We start from the raw sequence: 20,276 nt of genomic DNA, 5'->3' as shown, positions 1-20,276 counted from the left end.
TATTACCCTGCTACTGGTGCGGTAACTGCGACTTCATATCGGTAAACGGCCGGCTCAAATGGGCTATAAATCAGTTGGCCATCAAGCAGGTTGTAAATTTGGAAACCGATTTTATTCGTGCCAGCATATTTTTCAACCAGTTTCTGTAGTTCCATTGCCCCAATTACATCTTGGATTCGGAACTGCTTAAAGTCACCAAAGTAGAATACTGGAACATCAGGTGTGCCCTTCTTGTCGGCTGCGTCTGTCACGTCCACAGGGTAACCAACGAGCATGGAGCCAATTCCGCCTTCCGCTTGCGTCATTGGACGTAGTAAAGGAAACCCATCAGCTGTTTTCATTTTTTCAACGACTGTTAAGGCTGCACGGTTGATAATCCAACGACCCTTTTTCATGACTTCCGTGACTGGCGTGTTCTTCATTTCGATCAGGGCGTCATACATTTTTTGGCCAGCATCTGCAGCTGAAAGGTCAACTGCAGTTTTTGGAGTAAAGGCAACGGCCTTTTTCGTGAGAGCGCCCGGGTTTTCATTGCCAACATCGTCGCCGTTAAACATAAAGTTGGTTTCTTTACGAACATATGCCTTTTTCAGCTCATCAATGACGATTTGTTCAACCGGAGCGCCGGACATTTTAAGCAGCTTTTTCGTGACCGTGGCCAAGGCATCAAATTCAGCTGGATCCAGCAGGATTTCGTCGAATTCGATTTCTGTTTCAGGTATTGGATTAGAATCGCCACGTTCGGTTTTCGTGACATTGGCTTCAGCTTTTTTAACAAGAACAGGATATTTTACATCACCTTTTGTCCGGACAGTAGTCCCGTATTTACGCAGCAAGTTTTCTTCTTGCGCGTAGGTAATGATTTCGGACGCAATGACTTCCGGAACTGTTACCGAACCATTGCCAGCTTCAACACCAAGAGAACGTGCTTCTGCTTCCGTGATATTGCCAACAACAAAGTTTGCAAATGCGGATCGAATTTCTTTTTCCCTTGTTTGCGTAGATTTATGTCCGCGCGTGGAAAGGCCGGATGCAATTTGCGACATAATACCATCGCGTTGTTCGGACGAAATCCCGGCAGAACGGTTTTCGCTTTCACCTTCTCCGCCTTCGTCGCCTTTACCGGCACTATCTTCCCCTTCATTACCAGGCTCACCATCCCGGCCTTCTCCATTCCCAGAACCATCACCGGATCCGCTTCCGCCTGTTTCCCCGCTGGTATTATCCCCGGAGCCATCACTGGAACCATCTCCATTGTTACCGTCTTCCATATTAGCCAGTGTATCGGCAATGTCCTGCAGTTCATTAACAAGTGCCTGCACTTCTTCCTGGACGCTTGTCAGATCATCCGCTCGAACTTCATTTTTTTCTAACCGTCCGCGCAATTCTACCAGGCGGGCTTTATTCCGTTTTTGCAAGGCAAGCAGTAACTTTTTATTCATTTTCCAAAACTCCTTTTATTTGGTTTAATATTTTCAAGCGTTGTTCCACTTCTTTATCAATCTCTTTACTTCGTACCAACGCGGCTTCTGTATCCTCGTAAGCCGGAATTGATACAATGCTAATTTCATAGAGTTCAACCTCAGTTACGGTCCGTAGCGCCGGATCAGATGTATAATCCCAGTTTTCGCCAGTTGCAAAAAATCCAAATGAACATTGATTAATGTCTCCCCTAGCCATGCTTTCCGCCAGGTCTCGGGCAACTGATGTATCCGGTAAGTCAATTTCGAACTTGAGGCCGCGGTCGTCTTCGAAAAGGCGTAGCGTGCCGCTTTTTGTCCGGCCAAGCACCTTGTCCCAATTGTGATTAAACAGGGCCCGTACATCGCTGTTGTTTGCCAGCGACTTGTTAAATGCGCCAGGTGCAATCACCTCATCAAAGAAATCTCCAATGGATGTTTTTGAGTTAAAAACGGAAGCATACCCGCTGATCATTGCTGGCTGATCATTCAGCCCATCTCGCTTTTGAAGACCGGTGATGTCAAATGTCCTCATTTCCCTTGTTTTCATTTCCATCACCTCCCTTCAAGTAGTCAGCTTGCAGCGAATTGTCAGTTGCTTTTTTCTCCCCGATCTTCGACAAGTCATTACTGATATAAATCGCCTGCGTTTCCGGCGTGTTCTGCCTCGGAAACCCGAGCATTTCCGCCACATTGTCAGGACTTGTAATGCCCGTACGCACAATGTTGTAGCCGATGTTTGTTTTAGTGCTATACGGCACAAAGTCCAAAATATTAATCTTGAATTTTATTCGCTTGCCCGATTTTGGGCCGAAAAGAAGAAGACTCAAATGGTCTTCAAAGTTTCGCATGATCGGTTTTACGGCCTTGTTGTGTAGGTACATCATGGCCTTCTCGATATCCGTTTTTAAAAGCGCTTGGTACGTTTCCACGTTAATTCCCAAAAACTTGCCAAGATCCTTTTTATAGACATTCAGATAAGCCAATATTTTTTCGTCATCTATGGGGCTTTGCATTGTTTCAATATCATAGCCTTTTCCGAGAGGGATCATCTTTACAGTCCTGGACTCGTCAATTGCTTCCAACTGATCCAGGATAGCTTTAATTAATTTTGATTGAGCCGCATTTTGCGGGTTTATATGGGCGTCCAGTTTGAGCAAGAAGGCCAGAAATCCGCCTTTTGAATATTTATCTGTCAAAACTTTTTCGGCGCTCATAACGCCTTCCAGCGTGTTTTTTCCGAGGTCTAAAATACCGACACCACGCAAATGATTAGTACCAATGTTTTTTACGTGCCGGACCATAAAGGATGGGATTTCATTCCCGTTCACTTTAAAGTGTTCGACCAGCTTGTCATCCAGTTCTGTATAGACATTTGTCGCCAGATGCAGCTCGTCCCCATTTAAAATCGGAAACACTTCGCCCTGGAGCAAATACGTATTTGTCATCAGCTTTAAAAACTCGGCTCCTGTCAGATAGTTGTTTGGATTTTTTAACACCCGTGCGGCGAATTGGTCTTTGATCCCCTCCCCGTTCTCGTCTTCGACAACAATATCCGCCAGCATCATCTGATTGCTGATATCCTGCAACAGCTCGTAAACATCACTGGATTCTAAGATGTTTTCATCGTTGACGTAACGGCCGCCGTATCGGAGCGTTGTGGAAAAGACATCTTCAAACCAACCGCGCTTTTCAACTTTCCTCAATAAAAAATTTGAAAGCCTGTCCCGTAATCCCAATTTCTCACCGCCTTTCGTAGGATTTTCCTCACTTCTTGTCGAATATAGTAATTGGAAGGAGGTGTAAATATGTCAAATGATGTTAGATTAGACACATTTCCGAGAACTAAAACCGAAGCATTAACTATGCTTTTTTTACAAAATCAGGATTTATCCGGAAAATCCCCCAAAGAAATTGCTGATTTGTACACATCTGTTATCGGAGAAATTCGAGAAGCTTTCCGAAACCAAACACCTAGACCGAGTGTTAAGTTCAAAGGAATTTAATGAAAATAGGATAAGGTGACTTCAAATAATTATTTGGGGTCACTTTTTTCTATCTATAAATTTCACTTATCAAATCATCCAGGCCACTTTCGTCTAGGTCATCCATAAGCATCATGGTTTCTTTATGACCAACCAAAAACGCTACAAATCCATCAATCTTTTTCTTACTCATTCGTTTGGAAGGGCCCTTCATGCCATTTATATTTTCGACAACCACAAGATTTAAAGCGCAATAAATAAAAAGTGGGTTGTCCGTGAATAGCCGCTTCTCATAAATCAGCCGCTCGGCGTCATCGATCATGGCATTCATGACAGATGGATATTGGTTAACGGCCACACATTCAAGCCCTAAGTTGTCGCATTTCTCAATAAGCTTTTGTGACATAGCCGGGTCATAATTTAGCTGCTGCACGTCATAAATGTCCATGCATTCCTTGATGTATTCTAGCACCTGGTCCTGGTCGATCATCTTCCCATCACAAAACTGGACAAATCCGCGTTCAGCTAAATCAGTGTATGGCACATTGTCCTCTTTTTCCCGGTATTCAATATCTGCATTTGGAATGAAGTACATTTGCTTCACCTTCAAAATGGATTTTCCATCATCATTGTAGGTAGGAAAATTTAAACTGACGCAGGTAAGGTCTGTAGTTTTCGACAAGTCCAACCCAAGATAGCAGGTTTCCCCGGTCAAGTCCCCGAGGTCATCTACAAGTACATGTTCAACCTGATCTTGTTCAAAGAAATTGTCTGCCCCATTCACAAACACATTTAAATGCTTAGATAAAAATTCGGCTTTCTTATGTGCCGAACGTGCTGCAGTAATAAATTCTGTCTCAAGAGCACTCATGGTAACAGATACACCAATATTAGGATTAACCATGGCCCATACTTTGCGATCTGTCCAATCGTAATTTTTATTTGGCTCATAAATCATCACAAAGCTGGCGTCATTATCATCATTTTTCAGGACTTGTTTTGCTTCTTTATAGACCCGCATTCCAACACTGGATGAACCTTTACCGGCTGTGGAAATATTGAACATGATTGGCTCATCCCGGGAGATTTGTGCCGACTTGAAGTTGTCGTATTGATCCATGTTCTCCTGGGCGTGAAGCTCGTCATTCAAAACAAAATGTGGATTTGATCCTTCAATGCTGTCTATGTTTTTTGACATAACAATGAACTGGTTCTGATAAGCCAGTTCATTATGAATATAGTCATATGTTACGGACGAAACGGTACCTTTAGGCCCCTTGTAGATATGCGAGGCATTCATAAGAGCATCATGGTTCAAAATTGTAGCTGCAAATGGCTTCGCAGCGTACTGTGCCTGTTGAAAATCAGATGCACAGCAGTAACAATCTGCGCTTAAAACGCCTTCCCCATACATGGCATAGCCCAGGGCACCAACCGCAAGCAGTGTTTTCCCGTTTTTCTTTGGAATTTGGATATATGCTTCCCGGGTGACACGCACAACCTTGCCTTTTTCATTTTTATGAACCCATCCGTAAATCCAGCTATATGCGAATTTTTCCCATTCTTCCAGGATAAACGGCTGACCTGCTAAATCACCTTTTGTATGGCGGACAAAGGTTTCTACCCAGTCCATCATTTCATTAGCACGATCAACATCAAACCAAATGTCTTTCCGCTTTTTCCATTTATAATAACGGTCTACCATTTTTTTAATGGTATCCGGGTATTTCTTAGGCGATTTCCTTACTTTCTTTGCAAAAATATCCGCATAATTAACGCCGCGTTCTATCACATAAACCGCCACCTCCAAACATTAGGCTTTATTTCTCCATTTCTGCCGGTGTGCTTCCAATTCGCTTACTTTTGCTTCCGGTTTTTTCATCTCTTCGTCTTTTCGGACAGATGACCCGCCAGTGACTATCTTTCCAGCTTTCGATTTGTTTGTTAAGCCAAGCAAATCCAACGCTTTCGTTTTCTTGTCCGCCCAAGTTTCTACTTGCTGCGCCAATGGATGCTTGCTGTTATTTGTTGCTCCAGCTTTATTTGTGTGCCGCTGTGTTGCCGGAAATCCTTTTTCTTTCCACTGGATATACATTGTCATGTAGATTTCATAAATATCCAAGTAAGACTCAATGAGTGGATCCAAAGTGAGGGTGTAAAGGTCAGCATCCCTCATGATTTTCAGGATCCGATTTTTTTCAGCTTCAGTTTTTTCGGATACAAGCTTTTGCCGGTCCTTTTTGGTGGCCACCTTTCACACCCCCTTTTCTTTTTTGAAATTTTTGTCTAACGAAATAGATGACTCCCCTGCTGCCTATCTCCCCAAAACACAAATTTTTCATTTTGGATAGGGGGGGCTATTGAAAATAACTCGGGAAAACATTTTGCTTTTTATTTTTGTCTTTGTTTTCTTCTTCGGCGTGACACTTTGGACAAAGCAGCATCAGATTGTTTGGTTCAAGCTTTAATGTCGGATCCTTCTTGATTTCAATAATATGGTGCACATGTGCCTGCCTGCCAAAGACAAACCTGCCACACCTCTGACAGTACCCGTGCTCTCTTTGATAAATGATTGACCTCATGTATTTCCACTCGTCCGAATTGTAAAATGGTTTATTCTCATGATGGTAAATACTGCGTTTCTTTTGCTTTGCCCTGGCTGATTTAGCAGATCGTTTATGCTCATCACAATAATAGCCGGATGTTATTTTGTTATGGCATCCATTAAAATTGCAGTACCTCATTAATTATCATCTTCTGTAAGAAAAGCAATAATATCATCCTTCTTTGTGATCTCAGCTGGAATCTCAATTTTGTTTTCTACAGCAAACTGTTTTAATTCTTTTAGAGTCATATCACTAAAATTCATTATGTCATCTTGATTGATTGGTTCTTCTTTGCCAGGCAACATACTCTTATATTCTGTCGTCACTTCAAAGTCCGGATCTTTACCTGCAGGTACAAAGCGTACCCGTTTTTCTACATTGTCCCAGTATTCAGTGCCTTGTGCGGTATTGCGTGTTTTTACAATCATAGGTTTATCTCCTTTCAGTTTTTTTAAAAAGCAATATACCTAGTAATTTAATCCTGGTAATCTTCTGCGCCCCGACATAATCAATCCGTTTTGTGATCAACTCATTTCCTCCTTACCGCGCCTTTGTGGCGTTTGTAAATATCTCGGTTCATGCCCATCAGTTCCTCCCAATCCTTTTGAGTTGATGGAGGTTTGTTTTCTCTGGCAATTGCAATCAACTTCCTTCTTTGATCGTTTGAAAAATGATCACGCAGTTTCATTTATATCATCATCCCCTTTGCAAAATAAAAAGCACCCGATAATCGGATGCATGTTCTCAGAAATCATTTTTTACTTTTTTAATAAAGAAATCTAAATTCCTTTGAAAGTAAATCAAATTATTTAAAACAATTATATTGAGAAAAATAACTACAGCTAGTAAAAGTCCTACCGAGTAAGAAAAATATAGAGTAAATGAAAAAACAACAAGTAGTATGATTGAGATTAAAAAACTAAAAAAGAGAGCTCGTAAAGCATGAACGTTTCCTAATCTATAACTATAAATCCTTTGAATGTCCTTCCCATAAGTCCCTTTAATTATTTTCGTATCTATTTCGTATTCGCTTTTAAAATATTTTTTTCTTTTCGTCCAAATGATAAACCCGAAAGTCATACTTATCTGATGAATAATATTTCCTAGTATTACTCCCGCTCCAATAAATAAAGTAATTGAACCAACAACAACAGGAGCACTCTTGCTAAAAAATATTTGTTTAACAGAATCAAAGTCAATTAGTGATGAGTAACCTAATAGAATAAATAATAACGTCCATCCCGGTATTCCCCATCTTACCAAATATTTTGAGTCAAAATTCATTTCTTCATTCTCCTTCCTCTTTCAATAAGTTTCGACAAGAAAAGAGGTTGTCCTTCTACAAAATCACTTTTGAATAAAAGTCTCTTCCTCCGAAATGCATTTCGGAGTATTTCTTTATATATTTTCTTTTTTCTTTCTTTGTCCACTACGTAGTGGACAGTTCTGTCACCTACGTAGTGGACACCACTGTCCCCTATATAGAGGACACTTTCACTGTCACCTACGTAGTGGACACACTATTTTCGATGTCTTCAAACCGATATTTTATAACGTGTTCCATGTTAATGAGATTATTGTTAATGTAAAAGTATTTTTTTCTCTCTTTTGCAGCAAGCATTATACTCGACCAGGTTGCAATTGACGCATTAAAAATATCCTGCTCTCCCGTCACATAAGTAATGGTTAATTTCATGGAGTTTGGTAACTTTCTGCCGTTTAATTCATTTAGAAGTTTCTTTAACTCATCAAATAGAGTCTCAACTCTTTCCATTAGATCACCTGCTAATTATTTCATTTTTGTTGATCTAATGATAACACAGATAAGAACAAACGTGCGTTTAAAATTAATTAACAAAAAAGGGAACCATTGCTGGCCCCTTTGCTTAATTCTTTATGATATAAATTTAACAGGTATTTTGCCTAATAACATAAGCTTTTCTTAAACCTTTATTATATAATTCATAAATAATTCTTATTGTAAAGTTAAACCAATAGCTCAGCTTCAATTTTGTCATGATCAACGCTATACAGCTCGCCATCCAAAGTTAAATAAACATCATAAGGGTCTTCTATAAGAATCGGTTTCCCATCTTCGTCTTCAACGACATAACGAAATTTAATTTCCACTATATTCAATCACTATTCCCTTCATTGTTTTTTGTAACAGCAATATTAAGATTTAAAGCCAGCCTGTAAAATGCCTTCCACCGAATCTTTGAATATGTAACAGCACTTATTGGAGGCTGAAATTTAAAAGAAAACACCTGTATATCCGTGATATATTCACTCTCCATTGACATATACCTTTCTTCAATCAAGAAGCGTTCCATATTCGGCAAGTGCTTCACGGCCCTTTCTACGCGCTCACAATATGCTTTCCGGCGTCGCTGTTCATCCACGTTGTATGTAGCAATGGATCCTGTCTGGTCACTCACTGCATTGGTATTACCATGAAATCTTGGCTCCGGTGCGCTCGTGATGGATGCTTCTCTTTCTTCAAACGTCAAATACTTGTACAATCTGTATTCTTCAAGGGCGGATTCGACCGCCCTCTGTGTAGCTTTTCTGTCTAGTTCTGGCAGCTCGAATGCCATCTGAACCCCACCCCTGAAATTAATCATAACCTATTAATCAAACAGCTTGTCATCGTCATCAATTTCTACTGCAGTTGTGGCCGTTTCCTCTTCCGGCAAATCATCAATGCTCATTTGCTGGTCGCTAATCTCGACTGTTCCATCGCTGTTTACATTGTATTCAATGCTTTCATGATCTTCGCCGTCATAAAATTCATCTATGCTCATCTGCGATGGCTCTGGCGTCAGCTTTGAGTTAAACCCGGCAAGCGGATAAAGATCAATCATCTTGTCATCACTGTCTCCGGTAACATTGAATTTTAACGCCGTTTTCTTCGAATCTCTTTGGATGGACTTAAACTCCGCTGGAAAGGTTCCGGCTTTGCTTTCAAGTACTTCCAGGACCACAATGTTGCCGGCCATCTGCACAAGTTCCTGAGAAGATGGAAGCGTGTCACCTTGTATGTGAAATTCTAGCACTTCTTTCTTGTCGTCCTTTTGGATCTTTTTAAATAATACGTTCAGTTCGATTTTTGACATTTTAATAGTCTCCTTTTTCGCTAATAATAAAATGCTATCTTAACGGTTTCCCCATCTTAAAGTGCCACCATTTTTGGATCTCCATTTCCAGTCCTTACTTTTAGGACGGTTAACTAAATCACACTTTGCCCCTGTTCTAACCTTTTCCAATTCCTCTTTTGAAAGAATGCGAGTTTCAACAGGCGAGATCATTTCAGTTTCACCTTCTTTTTTGGATGCAAGATGGATTCCAACACTTCCGCTTGATAAGCCGGCAAATATCTATCGCTCATACTACGAGCCGTATAAATATGCCGGGCTATCTGCGCCATAATGTAGGCATCAACCACGTTGTCACTTTTGTGAGAAAATCCAAAGTGCAGCTGAACAGCTTCCATAACCACCTGCTTTTTCTCTTTGCCTTTTAATCTGCGTTTTTTACCAGGATCGCCAATCCAGCCAGTTACATTTACAAACTTTTTCACAGCATTTGGGGCAACCTCGGTGTAATCCATTCCTCTCCTTAGTAAAGCCATTCGTATGCCCCATCCGATCCCGCCAAGTTGAATTGCCTGTTGCGAGTTAAAACCAAAACCTTCGATTACAATGCTGTCTCCTGGATGCATGTGGCTCATTATGTTGTCTATCATGGTTGCCATGCGTTTCGGGTCCTCTTTGCCGATTCCAGTCAATTCCTTTGCTTTCATTACCTTTCCGTCCAGGTCCAGGGCTACAAACCCCGTCTTTGTACTTGGGTCTATACCGACAAACCGCATGTTGTTTCTCCTCTCTTAAAGTTTGCTCGTACTATGCAGCAAAATACCGTTTAATCTCCTGGCCTATCCATCTACCCATTGGGACGGCGACAGCATTTCCGATCTGTCGGTAAGCATCATTGTCGTTACCGGCAAACTCAAACCAATCCGGAAATCCCTGCAGCCGCGCATATTCCCTAACCGTGTATGGGCGAATGCGCACTCCATCATCAATGAGCCGGGTAGACCGATCTTTTGCGTAATGAGCCACGCATGTCGGCGCTCGTCCGTTCAAATCTGTTATGATGGGCCTGTCCCGATATGCACCATTCATTCTTTTCCAGACATAATCAGGTGTATAGACTTCTGCGCCAATCTCAATAATATCTCGCATTCTAACCGGCTTTCCTTCCGGATACCGCAAAGATTGAAATGGACGCTTTGTTCCAATTACGATCAGTCTTTTCCGCTCTTGCGGCAGCCACATATTTGTATTTACCGGGCATTCAACCCGTACATAATAGTTTGGCAGTTTGGTTAGGCATTCCATTACGACTTGGAATTTCTTCATGCCCGGTACATTTTCAACGATGTAAGCCTCCGGCTGTGCCAGTGCCACATGACGAAAGAAATGCAGAAACAAATCATCTCCGGTACGTGTCCCATGAATATCTGCTATCTTGCTGTACCGTGTACAAGGAAACGTTCCAATATACACATCAGCATCCTGCTGGTCGAGAACGGTTATTTTTGTAATGTCTGTCTGGTTTATTTTATGTGAGAAATTCATGCGTAGCGTTTCGCATGCTATTTTGTCAATCTCAAAAGATTCCAGAATCTCGATGCCGGCTTCCATGATTCCCAAATCCATCCCGCCAGCACCGCTGAAATAGCTTTTCGCCGTGATCAAGCTTCTCACCCCTACTTTGACGGTTGGCTCACTCATCTTTTTCCAGTTCAGCAAACTGCTGTTTCCACCCGCGGAAAAGTAATCTGAATTCATTTATGCCAACATCTCGGCCCTTAGCAATAAACTGCTGAACAACCTTGCCCTGCGGGTGCGTGTCGTTTGGGTCATGCCATAAAAATTCAACAACATCAGCGTCTTGTTCAATTGATCCCGATTCTTTCAAATGGGATAACTGTGGCTTTCTGAAATTCTCACTCTCCCGCGTCATTTGAGAAAGCATCATAAAACAGCATTTGTTTTCACGTGCAATTGCCTTCGCTTCCCGGGTCACGTTACCAATAGCCTGTGCACGCGTCTCACCCTTTTTCTGCGGTATTTTCATTATTTGAAGGTAATCTACGGCGATCATTGCAAGTTTTCCATACTTCTTTCTGATGCGTTTGGCGGTGGATCTTACTTCATTTATCGTGATACCTGCCGCGTCCTTGATATGGATCGGCAAATCCTCCAGTCGATGATAAGCATCCTCCAGACGGGCGTATTCCTGGACGGTCAGGTCCTTGTTTTTTATCCGATTGTACGGAATTCCAGCTACATTAGATATTATCCTGTCCTTAAGCTGGTTCTCGTCCATTTCTTGGCTCCAAATCAGTACCGGACCCGACTGCGCTACGCCAATACAGCGCTGCAATAACATTGCCGTTTTCCCGACTGATGGCCGGCCAGCAGAGATGAAAAGCCAACCTTCCCAAAGCCCGTGGGCCCATTCGTCAAATTGTTTAAAGCCGGTCGGTACAAATTCTGCTTTGGTTAAGAGATGTTTGAAATATTCCTGGCGTGTTTCCGCGAAGCTCCGCATCTGCGAATCATCCTGTGGTCGTAGCTCTGCAACCAGGCTTTCAACTGCCGAGAAATATTCTTCATCTGTTTCAAAATCTTCCCGGGAAAGCTCCGTGATCTGCTGGCCTATAACCGCCCCGCGCCGGCGCAATGCCTTTGACCGAACAATTTTTGCGTAAGATACAATACTTGCCGCGGACGGGCAGGACTCTGCGAGCTGTGTTAAATAGGAAATGCTCACTTCTTCCAGTTTGTTGTGCTGCACGTACATATTGGCGACCGTTACCAGGTCTACCGGCTTGTTTCGCTTGTTTAGCCATTTCATTACTCGGAAAATTTGCTGGTGCTGCAGGCTTAAAAAATCTCGATCCTCCAAAAAAGAAATCTCGTCAATTGCTTCAGGTTCTAAAAAGATGGCGCCAAGCACGCTTTGCTCGGCCATCAAATCCTGTTCAATCAGACCAGTTGAATTCATTTGGATCACCGCCTGCCTGTATCCACCGCTGGAATGCTATTTCCTTATCCCGGGGATCTTGCGGAATCCTCTTTTGCTGTTTAGGCTGCTTTTGCGCTTGCATCTTTATGGCCAGCTCCCCGAATTTTTGGCGGAGCTTGGCGGCGGATAAGATATTTGTGCGCCAGAACGGATCCTGGGTGACCCAGTCCATTACGTCTTTTGCCAGGTGCTTGTCCACGCCGTCCAGTTCGATCAACTTCCTAAATTCATCCGCGTATTTCTGCAGGTTGGCTTTTTTGATTAAATGCTCCACGCCGGCATCTTTTGCGACAGCCGTAACCTTATCGTGGAAATAAACCGCCATTTTGTAATAGGTACTGTCTTCCGGATAGTTCTTTACAACCTTTGCCTTCCTTGGCTTTTTCGCCGGCTTTTGTGGTAAAGAAGGAGAAGGGGCCGGCAGACCCCATTCTTCCCAGTTTTTATTAAATCCCAATATTCTTGACCCCCTAGCTCCGTTTCCATAAGAAACAATAATCATTCGCTCAATCAAACTCGAAAGTTCACGATCCACTTGATTTCTACCTGCACTAATTGCATTCGCCAAGTATCTTACTGACAATTCGTGCTTGGTGCGTTTAAATCCATATGTAAATCTCCAAATTGCCAGCAGCAATCGAAATTGAGTTCCGTTTAAATTCAGCTTCATGACATGCTCCAATATTTCATTGGCAATCCGTGTGAAATTCCCATTATCTATTTGTGGATTTGCCATAAAAAATCAGTCCGATCAAGATGATTTAGAAAGCTTTTCAGTGAAATAGTTTGTAAGTTTTCTTGCAAATAGGCGGATATCCTCTGGTTCATCGTCTTCCTCATACGGATTATTAAGCCAGATATTGAGCATTTCGAACACTTCTAAAACAATACGTTCCTCTTCTTCACATGTATATCCGTTTGCCAATGCTCGAACGTATTTTTGCGGGTTATCTGCAGCCCATTGTCTTAAAACACCTAAATCCTGCCGCGATCCCCTACCCCATGTTTTTATGTCGAGCAGCATGGTGTACGTTCCTTTTACGCCCCATCCAGCATCTTTTGCATTTTTAAAAACACCATCAAGTGCAGCTTTTATTTCTCGCGGTACTATTTCTAATTTCTGAATATCCATCAGGAGATCACCTCAATTTTGTAATCTATATTCTTTTTAAATCCTCGCTTTAACAATGCTCTCACAACAGTCATTTCAGCGAGCGCAGGCAGGTTATTTGAGGCTGATAAATGAGTAAGGTATATTTGTTCACCCATACCTTTTATAAGCCTAGAAAGCGCTCCTGCGGTCTGAGAATTGGATAAATGACCGACATCAGAAAGTACCCGGGATTTTACACTGTTTGGGTACTGCGATGCTTCCACCATTTTCGGTTCATGGTTAGATTCGATCACATAAACAGTGGAATCGGACATCATCCGGATCATTACATCGTCAACATGGCCCGTATCCAGGCAAACGGAAACTTTGTTGCCAGCTCTATCTCGAATGGTGTATCCATGTGGATCATAAGCGTCATGGTGTGTTGCAAAAGCGTCAATGAACAAATCATTCAGTTCCAATATCTTCTCTGTCCGCTTGATTGCCTGCAGTTCCGGGTCAACATTTTTAATGCTCTTCCACTCGTCTTCACCGGCATAGACCGGGATCTTATATTTGTTTGCAATCGGCAGCCCCTTTATGTGGTCGGCGTGGCCATGGGTTACGAATATGGCCGCAATGCTTGTCGGCTTAATGCCCACGTCCAGAAGACGTTTATCAATTTTAGTCCGAGCTATGCCAGCATCTACCAGTACAGTAGTGTTTTCGGACCGAACGGCTATACAGTTGCCGCTCGATCCGCTTGCTAGGATGTCAACTTTCAAAGTAGTCACCTCATTCCAAAACGTCTTCGTCCTGGCCGTCAAACCTGTCTGCCTGCATGTCCAGATGCATGTCCATGATGTCCAGGAGCCCTACCAGTTGCTGATATGTCGGGTGTTTGCCAATTTCCGGAGCATGCTGTGCAATATATTCTTGCTTGGCTTTGGCGCCTTTGATTCCGAGCTTTATAAACTTTGATTGCATTTGAGCTTTTGCTTCCTCAATTTTCAGTTCTTCCTCACTCTTTTGCGGTTGCTCAGGACTTGAATTTCGCGGCGCATCAATCACTTCTGGCTGCGGTGTAACATCTTTTCGGGCCGGATTATATTCCGGGATACCATCTGATCCTGGTCCATCAACCGCAACTTCTTCATCGTCAAAGTTAAGGTTGAATGCTGCTTTCAAAGCCCGGCGTACCATGTGTTTTTTGAACATGTCGTTAAAATAATTGGTCCACATTGTTTTTTGCATGCCAATATTTGAACGTTTGAAATGCTCGACTTCGTCCACTTCCATCACGACTGTGAACGGCTTGAAACCTTCTTTGTATGCAATTGCATATCCGCCGATTACCTTACCTCGAGGAAACCCCCAGGAATGTTCGTCTATCACAATGTAATACCGGCCATCTTCATCCTTCTCCTGATGCATTTTGAATTCATCGTTTTCATGCACGAGTTGCACATCATAGCCTTGGTACCCTTCCGTTTCTTTTGCTTTCCTAACATAGAAATCAATGCCAAATTGGACCGTCAGTTGGCCGCTACGTACCGCTGGATATATTTCATTCAGGATTGGATTTGCACCTGCATTTTTTGCAATGGACATAAACAACTTAAACTGTGATTCATTGCAATCCTTTCCGATTGTTTCTCGGATGGTGGCTACATCTTGCTGGGTCAACTCTCCAAATGCCATTCCGCTGTAAATTGCTAATTGATTGTTTGCCATTATTTTTTTTCCTCCTATCAATCTGCTGTTTTAAACACAAAACCTTTAACTTCAATCAAGTAATCTTCCAAATCCTCTTCCAAACATATTTCGCCGGTTTCTGGGTCAAGAACAACGGAATCTCCAACAAGTATTTCGTTTCCGCGAAAATCAGTTCCGAAGTGCTCTGGTTGCTCGATTAAATTCGGATACCCAGTTTTAAGCGTCTGAGTAATGTCCGGATGTTCTATACACATTCAGATCTCCTCCTCAAAGTCTGTGATAATATGTTTTGTGCCATTGACCGCTTTTTACTTGGACGGCGACCATGTTTCATTTCACGTCCACCTTCAATTCCTTCCCGGCCACGACCCGGCTAACAATTAACTGCCCATTCGGTTTGTCAAAAAATGTGATTGATTCGCTGTTGTCGATAAAAACTGGGCACACAACCCCACTTTGCTCCGAGATCACATTGCGCAGTTCCAGACCCGCTCGGATGCCTTCGGATAACGAAAGTTTGCGGTATGGTTTGCCATCCATTTCAATTTCGAACGTGATTTTCAAATCACCATTTTTTTGCTCTTCGAACAGTTTGATAGATAGCTTGCCAAACAGGGCTTGTACCTTTTCGGCCTGCAGTTCCGCTTCTTTGGCGCGGAAGGCTTTCACACTGTCGACGATGAAGATTGACTCATTCAACGATTGCAGCACTTCTTTTTCGGCAGCCCGTGCCTGCTCAACTTGTTCTTGCAATTGTTTGTAAATACGGTGCTTATTGATCTCAATTTCAAGCTGATTTATTTTCCCTTGGAGTTCCCGGGCCTTCTCCAATTGCTCAGACACATCCACATATTCAAGGTCTTTAAGTTCTGCTTCCAGTTTCTTGCGCTGTGCAACAACGCTGTTAAATTGATCCTTTGCGCGGTCAATCTGCTCCTGCTTATTTGCCTTTACTGCTTTGACAGCTTCATTCTGCAGGGGCTGCTTGCATGTCGGGCAGGTGTCTTGGATAGGTGCGTCTTTTAGCGCTTTAAAATCATCCTTAATGCGGTCACGCTCGTCCATAAGACTTTTAATCTTGTTCTGCAAGATATTGATCCGGCCGTTTACCGTGCTGGCTGAGTCCGTCACCTTCTCGATCTCATTACGCTGCTTAACGAGCTGTGCATGCTCGGCGTTTAAAGATTCCAATGGTACTTCCGGCGCACTTGTCTCCAGCTGTTCTTTAAGCGTTTTTGTCCGACTCTGGGCGGCGATGTACTTTTTGTCTTTGTCCGATTTATTTGACCGGTGGATCTTCTCAATGTCTCCCAGCGAGTGCTTTTTGAGAAGATCACCAAGTGTTTTACCTTGCTGTTCCGGCAGTTTTGCCAACACCTCTTTGTTTGCAGGAGGCGTTACATATTGCAGGAGCATTGCCCGCTGCTTTTCCCAATGCAAGGTAAAAAAGTAAGCCGGATTGAACAAGGACAAAAACAGATCCTTATCAAACAATTTGTCGAGAATCTCGTTAAATTCTCCTGCTTTGCTCGGAACATCGTTAATTAAGTATTTTATTTTGCCTTTTTTGAGCTCGCGGCCAAGTAATAGCTGCTTGCCGTCAATTTCCAACAGCAGCGTAACCAGTGTTTTTTCAGCTTCATACGTGATTGCTGTCGGATCCAGCTTGCTTCCGAGCGTGTCTGTACCGTACAATAGCCATGTAATAGCTTCAAAAATTGAGCTCTTACCTTTTGCATTGTCACCAGTAACCTGCGTTTCCTCGCCAAAGTTAACAGTCAGGTTCTGGTGGCTTTTGAAATTTTGTAGCGCTAAAGTATTGAAATTGATTTTCACAGTTCAGCCAACTCCTTCTTATCTATCAATTTCATGATAACCTGAAAGCATGTCCGGAAATGCCCCGACTTAGGTCATATTTAGTCCCGTCTTTGTACCATTTCGTCTCCATCATTTTTAGAACTAAAATCGTTCGTCTTTTTTCGCCGAGCGTCTAAAAAGGAAAGCCGGTAATCGGCTATTTCAAAAGGTCCTGCGGATCCGGCAATTGGCTATCCATACGCTGCTTGTAAGCCCACAGGCGGTTCATGCGTCTTGCCCATGCTGCATCCCGGCGGGCTGGGTGGACCTTAAACATTTTTGCCAAACGCGTTGTGTAAAAATGGATCCGTTTCGCGTGTTTGTTCACGCCCGTCCTCTCCTGAGTTGGCCATATTTCAGGATTAAATTTCCGTTCTTTGCAAATTATCCGTCTGATGTGTCCTTCGCTCACCTTGAATCTATTGGAAATTACAGAAATCTTTTCGCCATCCATAAAGAGTTTGTGTAATAAATTGATGTCGATCATGGTCTGCCCCTCTTTATCTGGAATTTTATCCGCCTTGGCATATGTCATTAACAAAATCATTTTTTGGCCCTTCGTTAGCCTCGTCCAGGCGCCAGCTTTTATCATCATTTGGATCACCCCTTTCAATTTTTCGGCTGTTCATGTAGCCATTTAAGTAAAAATTCTTCTGCTTCCCTTGCCGGAAACAGCCATTTTTTACCGACTCGATATTTAGGGAACCGCGGATCGTAAAAGAATGTTTCCTTGATAAAGTTAATACTCATACTTGTCTGCCGACATAATTCTTTTAAATCCCAGAATGTCTGTTGACGTTCGATTCGCTTCAAATGGGTTTCTACTTTTTCTAAGAAGAGCTTTTCAACCTCTCTCTCGTCAACTTCGAGATTGATCACGATGGACCACCGCCTACAGATAATGGATCCTGAAGTTTAGTTTTTTCTTCCTCTGAACTAAACAAATACTCAATATCATACTCCGGAAAAAATTGACGTTTAATTCGCGCTGCCTCATCAAATTTAAAACCGGAATGTCCGTTTATTTTATCGTATACGGTAGCAACGCGATCATATCCCAAGACATTTGCTATGTCTTTTCCAGAAATGCCTTTTCGGGCCATTTCAGCCTTTAAATTTCTTAACAAAACATAGGCCTCCTTCCAATTTTGTTTTAATACTCAATTTCGTATCACATCTTTATAATATACTCAATTTCGTACTTAGTCAACACAAAAAAAGAAATAAATTCTCAAATTCGTATCTCTACATGTTTACATGGGAATGAAAAAATATATAATTGAATTATGGTATACGAAAAATCGTATACAAAAAGGAGGAATTATAAGTGAAAGACGCCAGAACGGAAGTTGTTGAGAAATTAATTGATGAGAAGTTTCCAAGTGCTAAAGCATTTGCTGAACACATCGGTATTCCTTATACAACGCTGAAATCGATTTTGAAAAGAGGGATTGGTAATGCTACGGTCGATAACGTATTGAAAATCTGCAAGGGATTGGGAATCACAACAGATCAATTAGAACAAATCGCCAACGGAGATGATATAGTCACGATAGCAGCACACCACGACGGAGAAGACTGGACAGAAGAAGAACTGGAAGAAATTGAACAGTTTAAAGCCTTTATCCGGTCAAGAAGAAAGCGTTAGGAGGTGTTGCCTTGTGAGTACATATGAAATATTTTTGGAAGAAGCTGAACGAGAAGGAGTTGAAGTTGAAGAGAAAAAAATGAAATCCGAAAACATAAAGGGTTTATATGGTGACAAAACAATTTGGATAAATCGAGGACTTACTTTAGTGGAAAAGAGTTGTGTGCTCGCTGAAGAGATGGGTCACTACTACACTTCCTACGGAGATATTTTAGATCAAAATACGGTGACCAATCGAAAACAAGAAAAACAGGCGCGAAATTGGGCGTATGAGAAACTAATTTCCTTGGAAAAAATTGTCCAGGCTTACGATTTTGGAGCAACTAGTCGTTTTGAAATCGCGGACTTTTTAAATGTAACGGAACAATTTTTAATTGATGCTATCCAACATTATCGAGAAAAGTTTGGTTTATTTACAAGAGTTGGAAAGCATACAATTATTTTTGATCCGCTGGTAGTTGTTAAATCTTTGAATTGTTAGAGGAGATGATACCCTGTGGCAACGTTTCATAAATACAAGAAGAAAGGGTCCAATAAGGATTTCTGGGAATATCGCATTTATTATCATGACCCAATCACAAAAAAGATTAGGGAAAGAGCGAAAAAGGGTTTTAAAAGTAAACCAGAAGCAAAATTGGCCGCGGCTGAAATGGAACGAAAGCTGCTTGAAGGATATGAACAAACAGATATTTCTTTGAAAAGTTATCTGGAAAATTGGCTGCAAGAGTACAAAAAAGGGACAGTCCGGAAAAATACTTTTCAGCTGCACCAGCAGAATATTAAAAATCACATCCTCCCCTACTTTAAAAATATTGTGCTGAAAGATCTTAAACCGCTTATGTACCAAAAGTTCATTAATCATCTTGCCGAACAAGGATACAGTCGTCGGACTGTTGAAATCGTTCATGGCACAATGTACAACGCTTGCGAAAAAGCAGTTATTACAGGAAAGCTCGAAAAGAATCCTTGTGCGGGTGTAACCATAAAAGGCGAGAAAAAGAAAATGGAAACTGAGTTTATCGAGTCTGCTCATATCTCTGATTTTTTAAGTGCCGCTTACAATTACAATTATATTTATGGCGTGTTTTTCAGGACGCTGATTGAAACCGGAATGCGCAAAGGCGAGGCTGCTGCGCTTCAATGGTCGGATATTGATTTCAAGAAAAAAACGATCAGCATAACAAAGTCATTTGATTTTCAAGAGGCCCCGAAAAATTCAGATGAAATGTTTGGAGACACCAAAACATACAATTCAACACGGATCATTACATTTGGAAAATTCCTTGAAGATACCTTAAAATTCCATATTAAGTATCAGAACCAAAACAAGCTGGCACTTGGGGACACCTATCGTCATGATCTGAATTTAGTCTTTGCACGAAACGACGGAGATTACCTGCCAAAGTCAACTTTGCATAATGCATTTAAACGGATCTTAAAAGCCGCCGACCTTCCACAAAATTTAAAAATCCACTCTCTGCGGCACACCCATGCTGTGCTGCAACTGGAAGCTGGCGCTGACATGAAGTACATTCAGGAACGTTTGGGGCACGGATCAATGCAGATAACTGCCGATGTCTACTCCCATGTTTCGAAGAAAATTGAGGAACGACAAACGAGCAATTTCGATAATTATATGGACGATCTGTTAAAATAAAATCGGGCAATTATCGGGCATTTTGTTTTTCTGGGCGTTCGATACAAAAATGCCCGATAAACAAAAAACCCCTCAAAGCCTTACACTTCAAGGGGTTTCGTTTATTAATACATTTGCAGGTATTGGTCTCTTTCCCATTGGTGCACTTGTGTACGGAA

At 42.0% G+C, this 20,276-nt stretch carries 29 protein-coding genes; 4 read left to right on the top strand and 25 right to left on the bottom strand.

Annotated features, from left to right (window positions below; translation table 11 throughout):
* Window positions 1–2: 2 nt before the first annotated feature.
* Genes C232_RS0113055 through C232_RS0113045 form a run of 3 tightly spaced genes read right to left on the bottom strand, consistent with a single transcriptional unit; the run spans window position 3 to window position 3,199 of the window.
* Window positions 3–1,442 (bottom strand): phage major capsid protein, encoded by a 1,440-nt coding sequence (locus tag C232_RS0113055; RefSeq protein ID WP_018664614.1) that lies wholly within the window; start codon window positions 1,440–1,442, stop codon window positions 3–5.
* Complete coding sequence (locus C232_RS0113050; protein ID WP_018664613.1) at window positions 1,435–2,010, bottom strand: HK97 family phage prohead protease; 576 nt, start codon at window positions 2,008–2,010, stop codon at window positions 1,435–1,437. Before C232_RS0113050 ends, C232_RS0113055 begins: the two co-directional genes overlap by 8 nt.
* Window positions 1,982–3,199: a phage portal protein gene (locus C232_RS0113045; RefSeq protein ID WP_018664612.1), complete on the bottom strand. Its 1,218-nt coding sequence runs from the start codon at window positions 3,197–3,199 to the stop codon at window positions 1,982–1,984. The genes C232_RS0113050 and C232_RS0113045 overlap by 29 nt, the downstream gene beginning before the upstream one ends.
* Before the next feature lie 69 nt (window positions 3,200–3,268).
* Between C232_RS0113045 and C232_RS0113040 the strand changes: the two genes are divergently transcribed.
* A complete protein-coding gene (locus C232_RS0113040; RefSeq protein WP_018664611.1) occupies window positions 3,269–3,466 on the top strand; it encodes a hypothetical protein in 198 nt (65 codons plus the stop codon).
* Between the two features lie 49 nt (window positions 3,467–3,515).
* Here C232_RS0113040 and C232_RS0113035 read toward each other — a convergent pair whose 3' ends face one another.
* The 22 genes from C232_RS0113035 to C232_RS0112920 all read right to left on the bottom strand — a co-directional run bounded on the left by C232_RS0113035 (window position 3,516) and on the right by C232_RS0112920 (window position 17,916).
* Window positions 3,516–5,237 (bottom strand): terminase large subunit, encoded by a 1,722-nt coding sequence (locus C232_RS0113035; RefSeq protein ID WP_018664610.1) that lies wholly within the window; start codon window positions 5,235–5,237, stop codon window positions 3,516–3,518.
* A gap of 21 nt (window positions 5,238–5,258) precedes the next feature.
* On the bottom strand, window positions 5,259–5,696 hold the full coding sequence (locus C232_RS0113030) for a P27 family phage terminase small subunit (protein WP_018664609.1): 438 nt from the start codon (window positions 5,694–5,696) through the stop codon (window positions 5,259–5,261).
* 106 nt (window positions 5,697–5,802) lie between these two features.
* Window positions 5,803–6,189: an HNH endonuclease gene (locus C232_RS0113025; RefSeq protein WP_018664608.1), complete on the bottom strand. Its 387-nt coding sequence runs from the start codon at window positions 6,187–6,189 to the stop codon at window positions 5,803–5,805.
* The gene (locus C232_RS0113020; protein WP_018664607.1) at window positions 6,189–6,479 is read right to left on the bottom strand and encodes a hypothetical protein; all 291 of its coding nucleotides are present in this window, start codon (window positions 6,477–6,479) and stop codon (window positions 6,189–6,191) included. The genes C232_RS0113025 and C232_RS0113020 overlap by 1 nt, the downstream gene beginning before the upstream one ends.
* Window positions 6,480–6,580: 101 nt before the next feature.
* Entirely contained in the window at window positions 6,581–6,739 is a 159-nt protein-coding gene (locus C232_RS19820) for a hypothetical protein (RefSeq protein WP_018664605.1), read from the bottom strand.
* Window positions 6,740–6,795: 56 nt separating this feature from the next.
* Window positions 6,796–7,335, bottom strand: a complete 540-nt coding sequence (locus C232_RS0113005; protein ID WP_018664604.1) for a BA5345 family protein — start codon at window positions 7,333–7,335, stop codon at window positions 6,796–6,798.
* A gap of 220 nt (window positions 7,336–7,555) precedes the next feature.
* A complete protein-coding gene (locus C232_RS0113000; protein WP_018664603.1) occupies window positions 7,556–7,825 on the bottom strand; it encodes a hypothetical protein in 270 nt (89 codons plus the stop codon).
* A 212-nt stretch (window positions 7,826–8,037) separates the two neighbouring features.
* Window positions 8,038–8,190 carry a hypothetical protein gene (locus C232_RS19815; RefSeq protein ID WP_018664602.1) on the bottom strand — a complete coding sequence of 51 codons (153 nt, stop codon included), beginning with the start codon at window positions 8,188–8,190 and terminating at the stop codon, window positions 8,038–8,040.
* Window positions 8,187–8,648: an ArpU family phage packaging/lysis transcriptional regulator gene (locus C232_RS0112990; RefSeq protein ID WP_018664601.1), complete on the bottom strand. Its 462-nt coding sequence runs from the start codon at window positions 8,646–8,648 to the stop codon at window positions 8,187–8,189. The genes C232_RS19815 and C232_RS0112990 overlap by 4 nt, the downstream gene beginning before the upstream one ends.
* Window positions 8,649–8,681: 33 nt before the next feature.
* The gene (locus C232_RS18665; protein ID WP_018664600.1) at window positions 8,682–9,167 is read right to left on the bottom strand and encodes a hypothetical protein; all 486 of its coding nucleotides are present in this window, start codon (window positions 9,165–9,167) and stop codon (window positions 8,682–8,684) included.
* A gap of 188 nt (window positions 9,168–9,355) precedes the next feature.
* Window positions 9,356–9,922: a RuvC family protein gene (locus C232_RS0112975; RefSeq protein WP_018664598.1), complete on the bottom strand. Its 567-nt coding sequence runs from the start codon at window positions 9,920–9,922 to the stop codon at window positions 9,356–9,358.
* A gap of 31 nt (window positions 9,923–9,953) precedes the next feature.
* On the bottom strand, window positions 9,954–10,865 hold the full coding sequence (locus C232_RS0112970) for a DNA cytosine methyltransferase (protein WP_235801543.1): 912 nt from the start codon (window positions 10,863–10,865) through the stop codon (window positions 9,954–9,956).
* The gene (locus C232_RS0112965) at window positions 10,840–12,126 is read right to left on the bottom strand and encodes a replicative DNA helicase (protein WP_018664596.1); all 1,287 of its coding nucleotides are present in this window, start codon (window positions 12,124–12,126) and stop codon (window positions 10,840–10,842) included. Before C232_RS0112965 ends, C232_RS0112970 begins: the two co-directional genes overlap by 26 nt.
* Window positions 12,104–12,883 (bottom strand): replication protein, encoded by a 780-nt coding sequence (locus C232_RS19495; protein ID WP_081622771.1) that lies wholly within the window; start codon window positions 12,881–12,883, stop codon window positions 12,104–12,106. The genes C232_RS0112965 and C232_RS19495 overlap by 23 nt, the downstream gene beginning before the upstream one ends.
* A gap of 15 nt (window positions 12,884–12,898) precedes the next feature.
* Complete coding sequence (locus C232_RS0112955; protein ID WP_018664594.1) at window positions 12,899–13,279, bottom strand: hypothetical protein; 381 nt, start codon at window positions 13,277–13,279, stop codon at window positions 12,899–12,901.
* Complete coding sequence (locus C232_RS0112950; RefSeq protein WP_422723666.1) at window positions 13,279–14,034, bottom strand: MBL fold metallo-hydrolase; 756 nt, start codon at window positions 14,032–14,034, stop codon at window positions 13,279–13,281. The genes C232_RS0112955 and C232_RS0112950 overlap by 1 nt, the downstream gene beginning before the upstream one ends.
* A 1-nt stretch (window position 14,035) precedes the next feature.
* Window positions 14,036–14,974, bottom strand: coding sequence for a RecT family recombinase (locus C232_RS18660; RefSeq protein ID WP_018664592.1), 939 nt, complete (start codon window positions 14,972–14,974; stop codon window positions 14,036–14,038).
* A 17-nt stretch (window positions 14,975–14,991) separates the two neighbouring features.
* Window positions 14,992–15,210: a YqaI family protein gene (locus C232_RS0112940; protein ID WP_018664591.1), complete on the bottom strand. Its 219-nt coding sequence runs from the start codon at window positions 15,208–15,210 to the stop codon at window positions 14,992–14,994.
* 76 nt (window positions 15,211–15,286) lie between these two features.
* Complete coding sequence (locus tag C232_RS0112935; protein WP_018664590.1) at window positions 15,287–16,792, bottom strand: AAA family ATPase; 1,506 nt, start codon at window positions 16,790–16,792, stop codon at window positions 15,287–15,289.
* A gap of 178 nt (window positions 16,793–16,970) precedes the next feature.
* Window positions 16,971–17,408: a hypothetical protein gene (locus C232_RS0112930; RefSeq protein WP_018664589.1), complete on the bottom strand. Its 438-nt coding sequence runs from the start codon at window positions 17,406–17,408 to the stop codon at window positions 16,971–16,973.
* A gap of 14 nt (window positions 17,409–17,422) precedes the next feature.
* On the bottom strand, window positions 17,423–17,692 hold the full coding sequence (locus C232_RS0112925; protein WP_018664588.1) for a hypothetical protein: 270 nt from the start codon (window positions 17,690–17,692) through the stop codon (window positions 17,423–17,425).
* Window positions 17,689–17,916: an XRE family transcriptional regulator gene (locus C232_RS0112920; RefSeq protein WP_422723665.1), complete on the bottom strand. Its 228-nt coding sequence runs from the start codon at window positions 17,914–17,916 to the stop codon at window positions 17,689–17,691. The genes C232_RS0112925 and C232_RS0112920 overlap by 4 nt, the downstream gene beginning before the upstream one ends.
* A gap of 224 nt (window positions 17,917–18,140) precedes the next feature.
* On the opposite strand from C232_RS0112920, the gene C232_RS0112915 reads away from it, so the two are divergent.
* From C232_RS0112915 to C232_RS0112905, 3 genes are read left to right on the top strand one after another with little or no spacing between them, the layout of a single operon-like run.
* The gene (locus C232_RS0112915; protein ID WP_018664586.1) at window positions 18,141–18,461 is read left to right on the top strand and encodes a helix-turn-helix domain-containing protein; all 321 of its coding nucleotides are present in this window, start codon (window positions 18,141–18,143) and stop codon (window positions 18,459–18,461) included.
* A gap of 13 nt (window positions 18,462–18,474) precedes the next feature.
* Complete coding sequence (locus C232_RS0112910) at window positions 18,475–18,942, top strand: ImmA/IrrE family metallo-endopeptidase (protein ID WP_018664585.1); 468 nt, start codon at window positions 18,475–18,477, stop codon at window positions 18,940–18,942.
* Window positions 18,943–18,957: 15 nt separating this feature from the next.
* Window positions 18,958–20,118 carry a site-specific integrase gene (locus tag C232_RS0112905; RefSeq protein ID WP_018664584.1) on the top strand — a complete coding sequence of 387 codons (1,161 nt, stop codon included), beginning with the start codon at window positions 18,958–18,960 and terminating at the stop codon, window positions 20,116–20,118.
* Window positions 20,119–20,276 lie beyond the last annotated feature (158 nt).

The organism is Heyndrickxia acidiproducens DSM 23148 (assembly GCF_000374345.1).
Lineage (GTDB): Bacteria > Bacillota > Bacilli > Bacillales > Bacillaceae_C > Weizmannia > Weizmannia acidiproducens.
This window is presented reverse-complemented; position numbering and strand designations above follow the sequence as displayed.

Coding starts and splice junctions, on each gene's coding strand:
- C232_RS0113050 (WP_018664613.1), bottom strand. CDS start 2,010: ATGAAAACAAGGGAAATGAGGACATTTGACATCACCGGTCTTCAAAAG.
- C232_RS0112965 (WP_018664596.1), bottom strand. CDS start 12,126: ATGAATTCAACTGGTCTGATTGAACAGGATTTGATGGCCGAGCAAAGC.
- C232_RS19820 (WP_018664605.1), bottom strand. CDS start 6,739: ATGAAACTGCGTGATCATTTTTCAAACGATCAAAGAAGGAAGTTGATT.
- C232_RS0113025 (WP_018664608.1), bottom strand. CDS start 6,189: ATGAGGTACTGCAATTTTAATGGATGCCATAACAAAATAACATCCGGC.
- C232_RS0113040 (WP_018664611.1), top strand. CDS start 3,269: ATGTCAAATGATGTTAGATTAGACACATTTCCGAGAACTAAAACCGAA.
- C232_RS0113000 (WP_018664603.1), bottom strand. CDS start 7,825: ATGGAAAGAGTTGAGACTCTATTTGATGAGTTAAAGAAACTTCTAAAT.
- C232_RS0113020 (WP_018664607.1), bottom strand. CDS start 6,479: ATGATTGTAAAAACACGCAATACCGCACAAGGCACTGAATACTGGGAC.
- C232_RS0113055 (WP_018664614.1), bottom strand. CDS start 1,442: ATGAATAAAAAGTTACTGCTTGCCTTGCAAAAACGGAATAAAGCCCGC.
- C232_RS19495 (WP_081622771.1), bottom strand. CDS start 12,883: ATGGCAAATCCACAAATAGATAATGGGAATTTCACACGGATTGCCAAT.
- C232_RS0112930 (WP_018664589.1), bottom strand. CDS start 17,408: ATGATGATAAAAGCTGGCGCCTGGACGAGGCTAACGAAGGGCCAAAAA.
- C232_RS0113005 (WP_018664604.1), bottom strand. CDS start 7,335: ATGAATTTTGACTCAAAATATTTGGTAAGATGGGGAATACCGGGATGG.
- C232_RS0112955 (WP_018664594.1), bottom strand. CDS start 13,279: ATGGATATTCAGAAATTAGAAATAGTACCGCGAGAAATAAAAGCTGCA.
- C232_RS18660 (WP_018664592.1), bottom strand. CDS start 14,974: ATGGCAAACAATCAATTAGCAATTTACAGCGGAATGGCATTTGGAGAG.
- C232_RS18665 (WP_018664600.1), bottom strand. CDS start 9,167: ATGTCAAAAATCGAACTGAACGTATTATTTAAAAAGATCCAAAAGGAC.
- C232_RS0112940 (WP_018664591.1), bottom strand. CDS start 15,210: ATGTGTATAGAACATCCGGACATTACTCAGACGCTTAAAACTGGGTAT.
- C232_RS0112990 (WP_018664601.1), bottom strand. CDS start 8,648: ATGGCATTCGAGCTGCCAGAACTAGACAGAAAAGCTACACAGAGGGCG.
- C232_RS0112920 (WP_422723665.1), bottom strand. CDS start 17,916: ATGGCCCGAAAAGGCATTTCTGGAAAAGACATAGCAAATGTCTTGGGA.
- C232_RS0112975 (WP_018664598.1), bottom strand. CDS start 9,922: ATGCGGTTTGTCGGTATAGACCCAAGTACAAAGACGGGGTTTGTAGCC.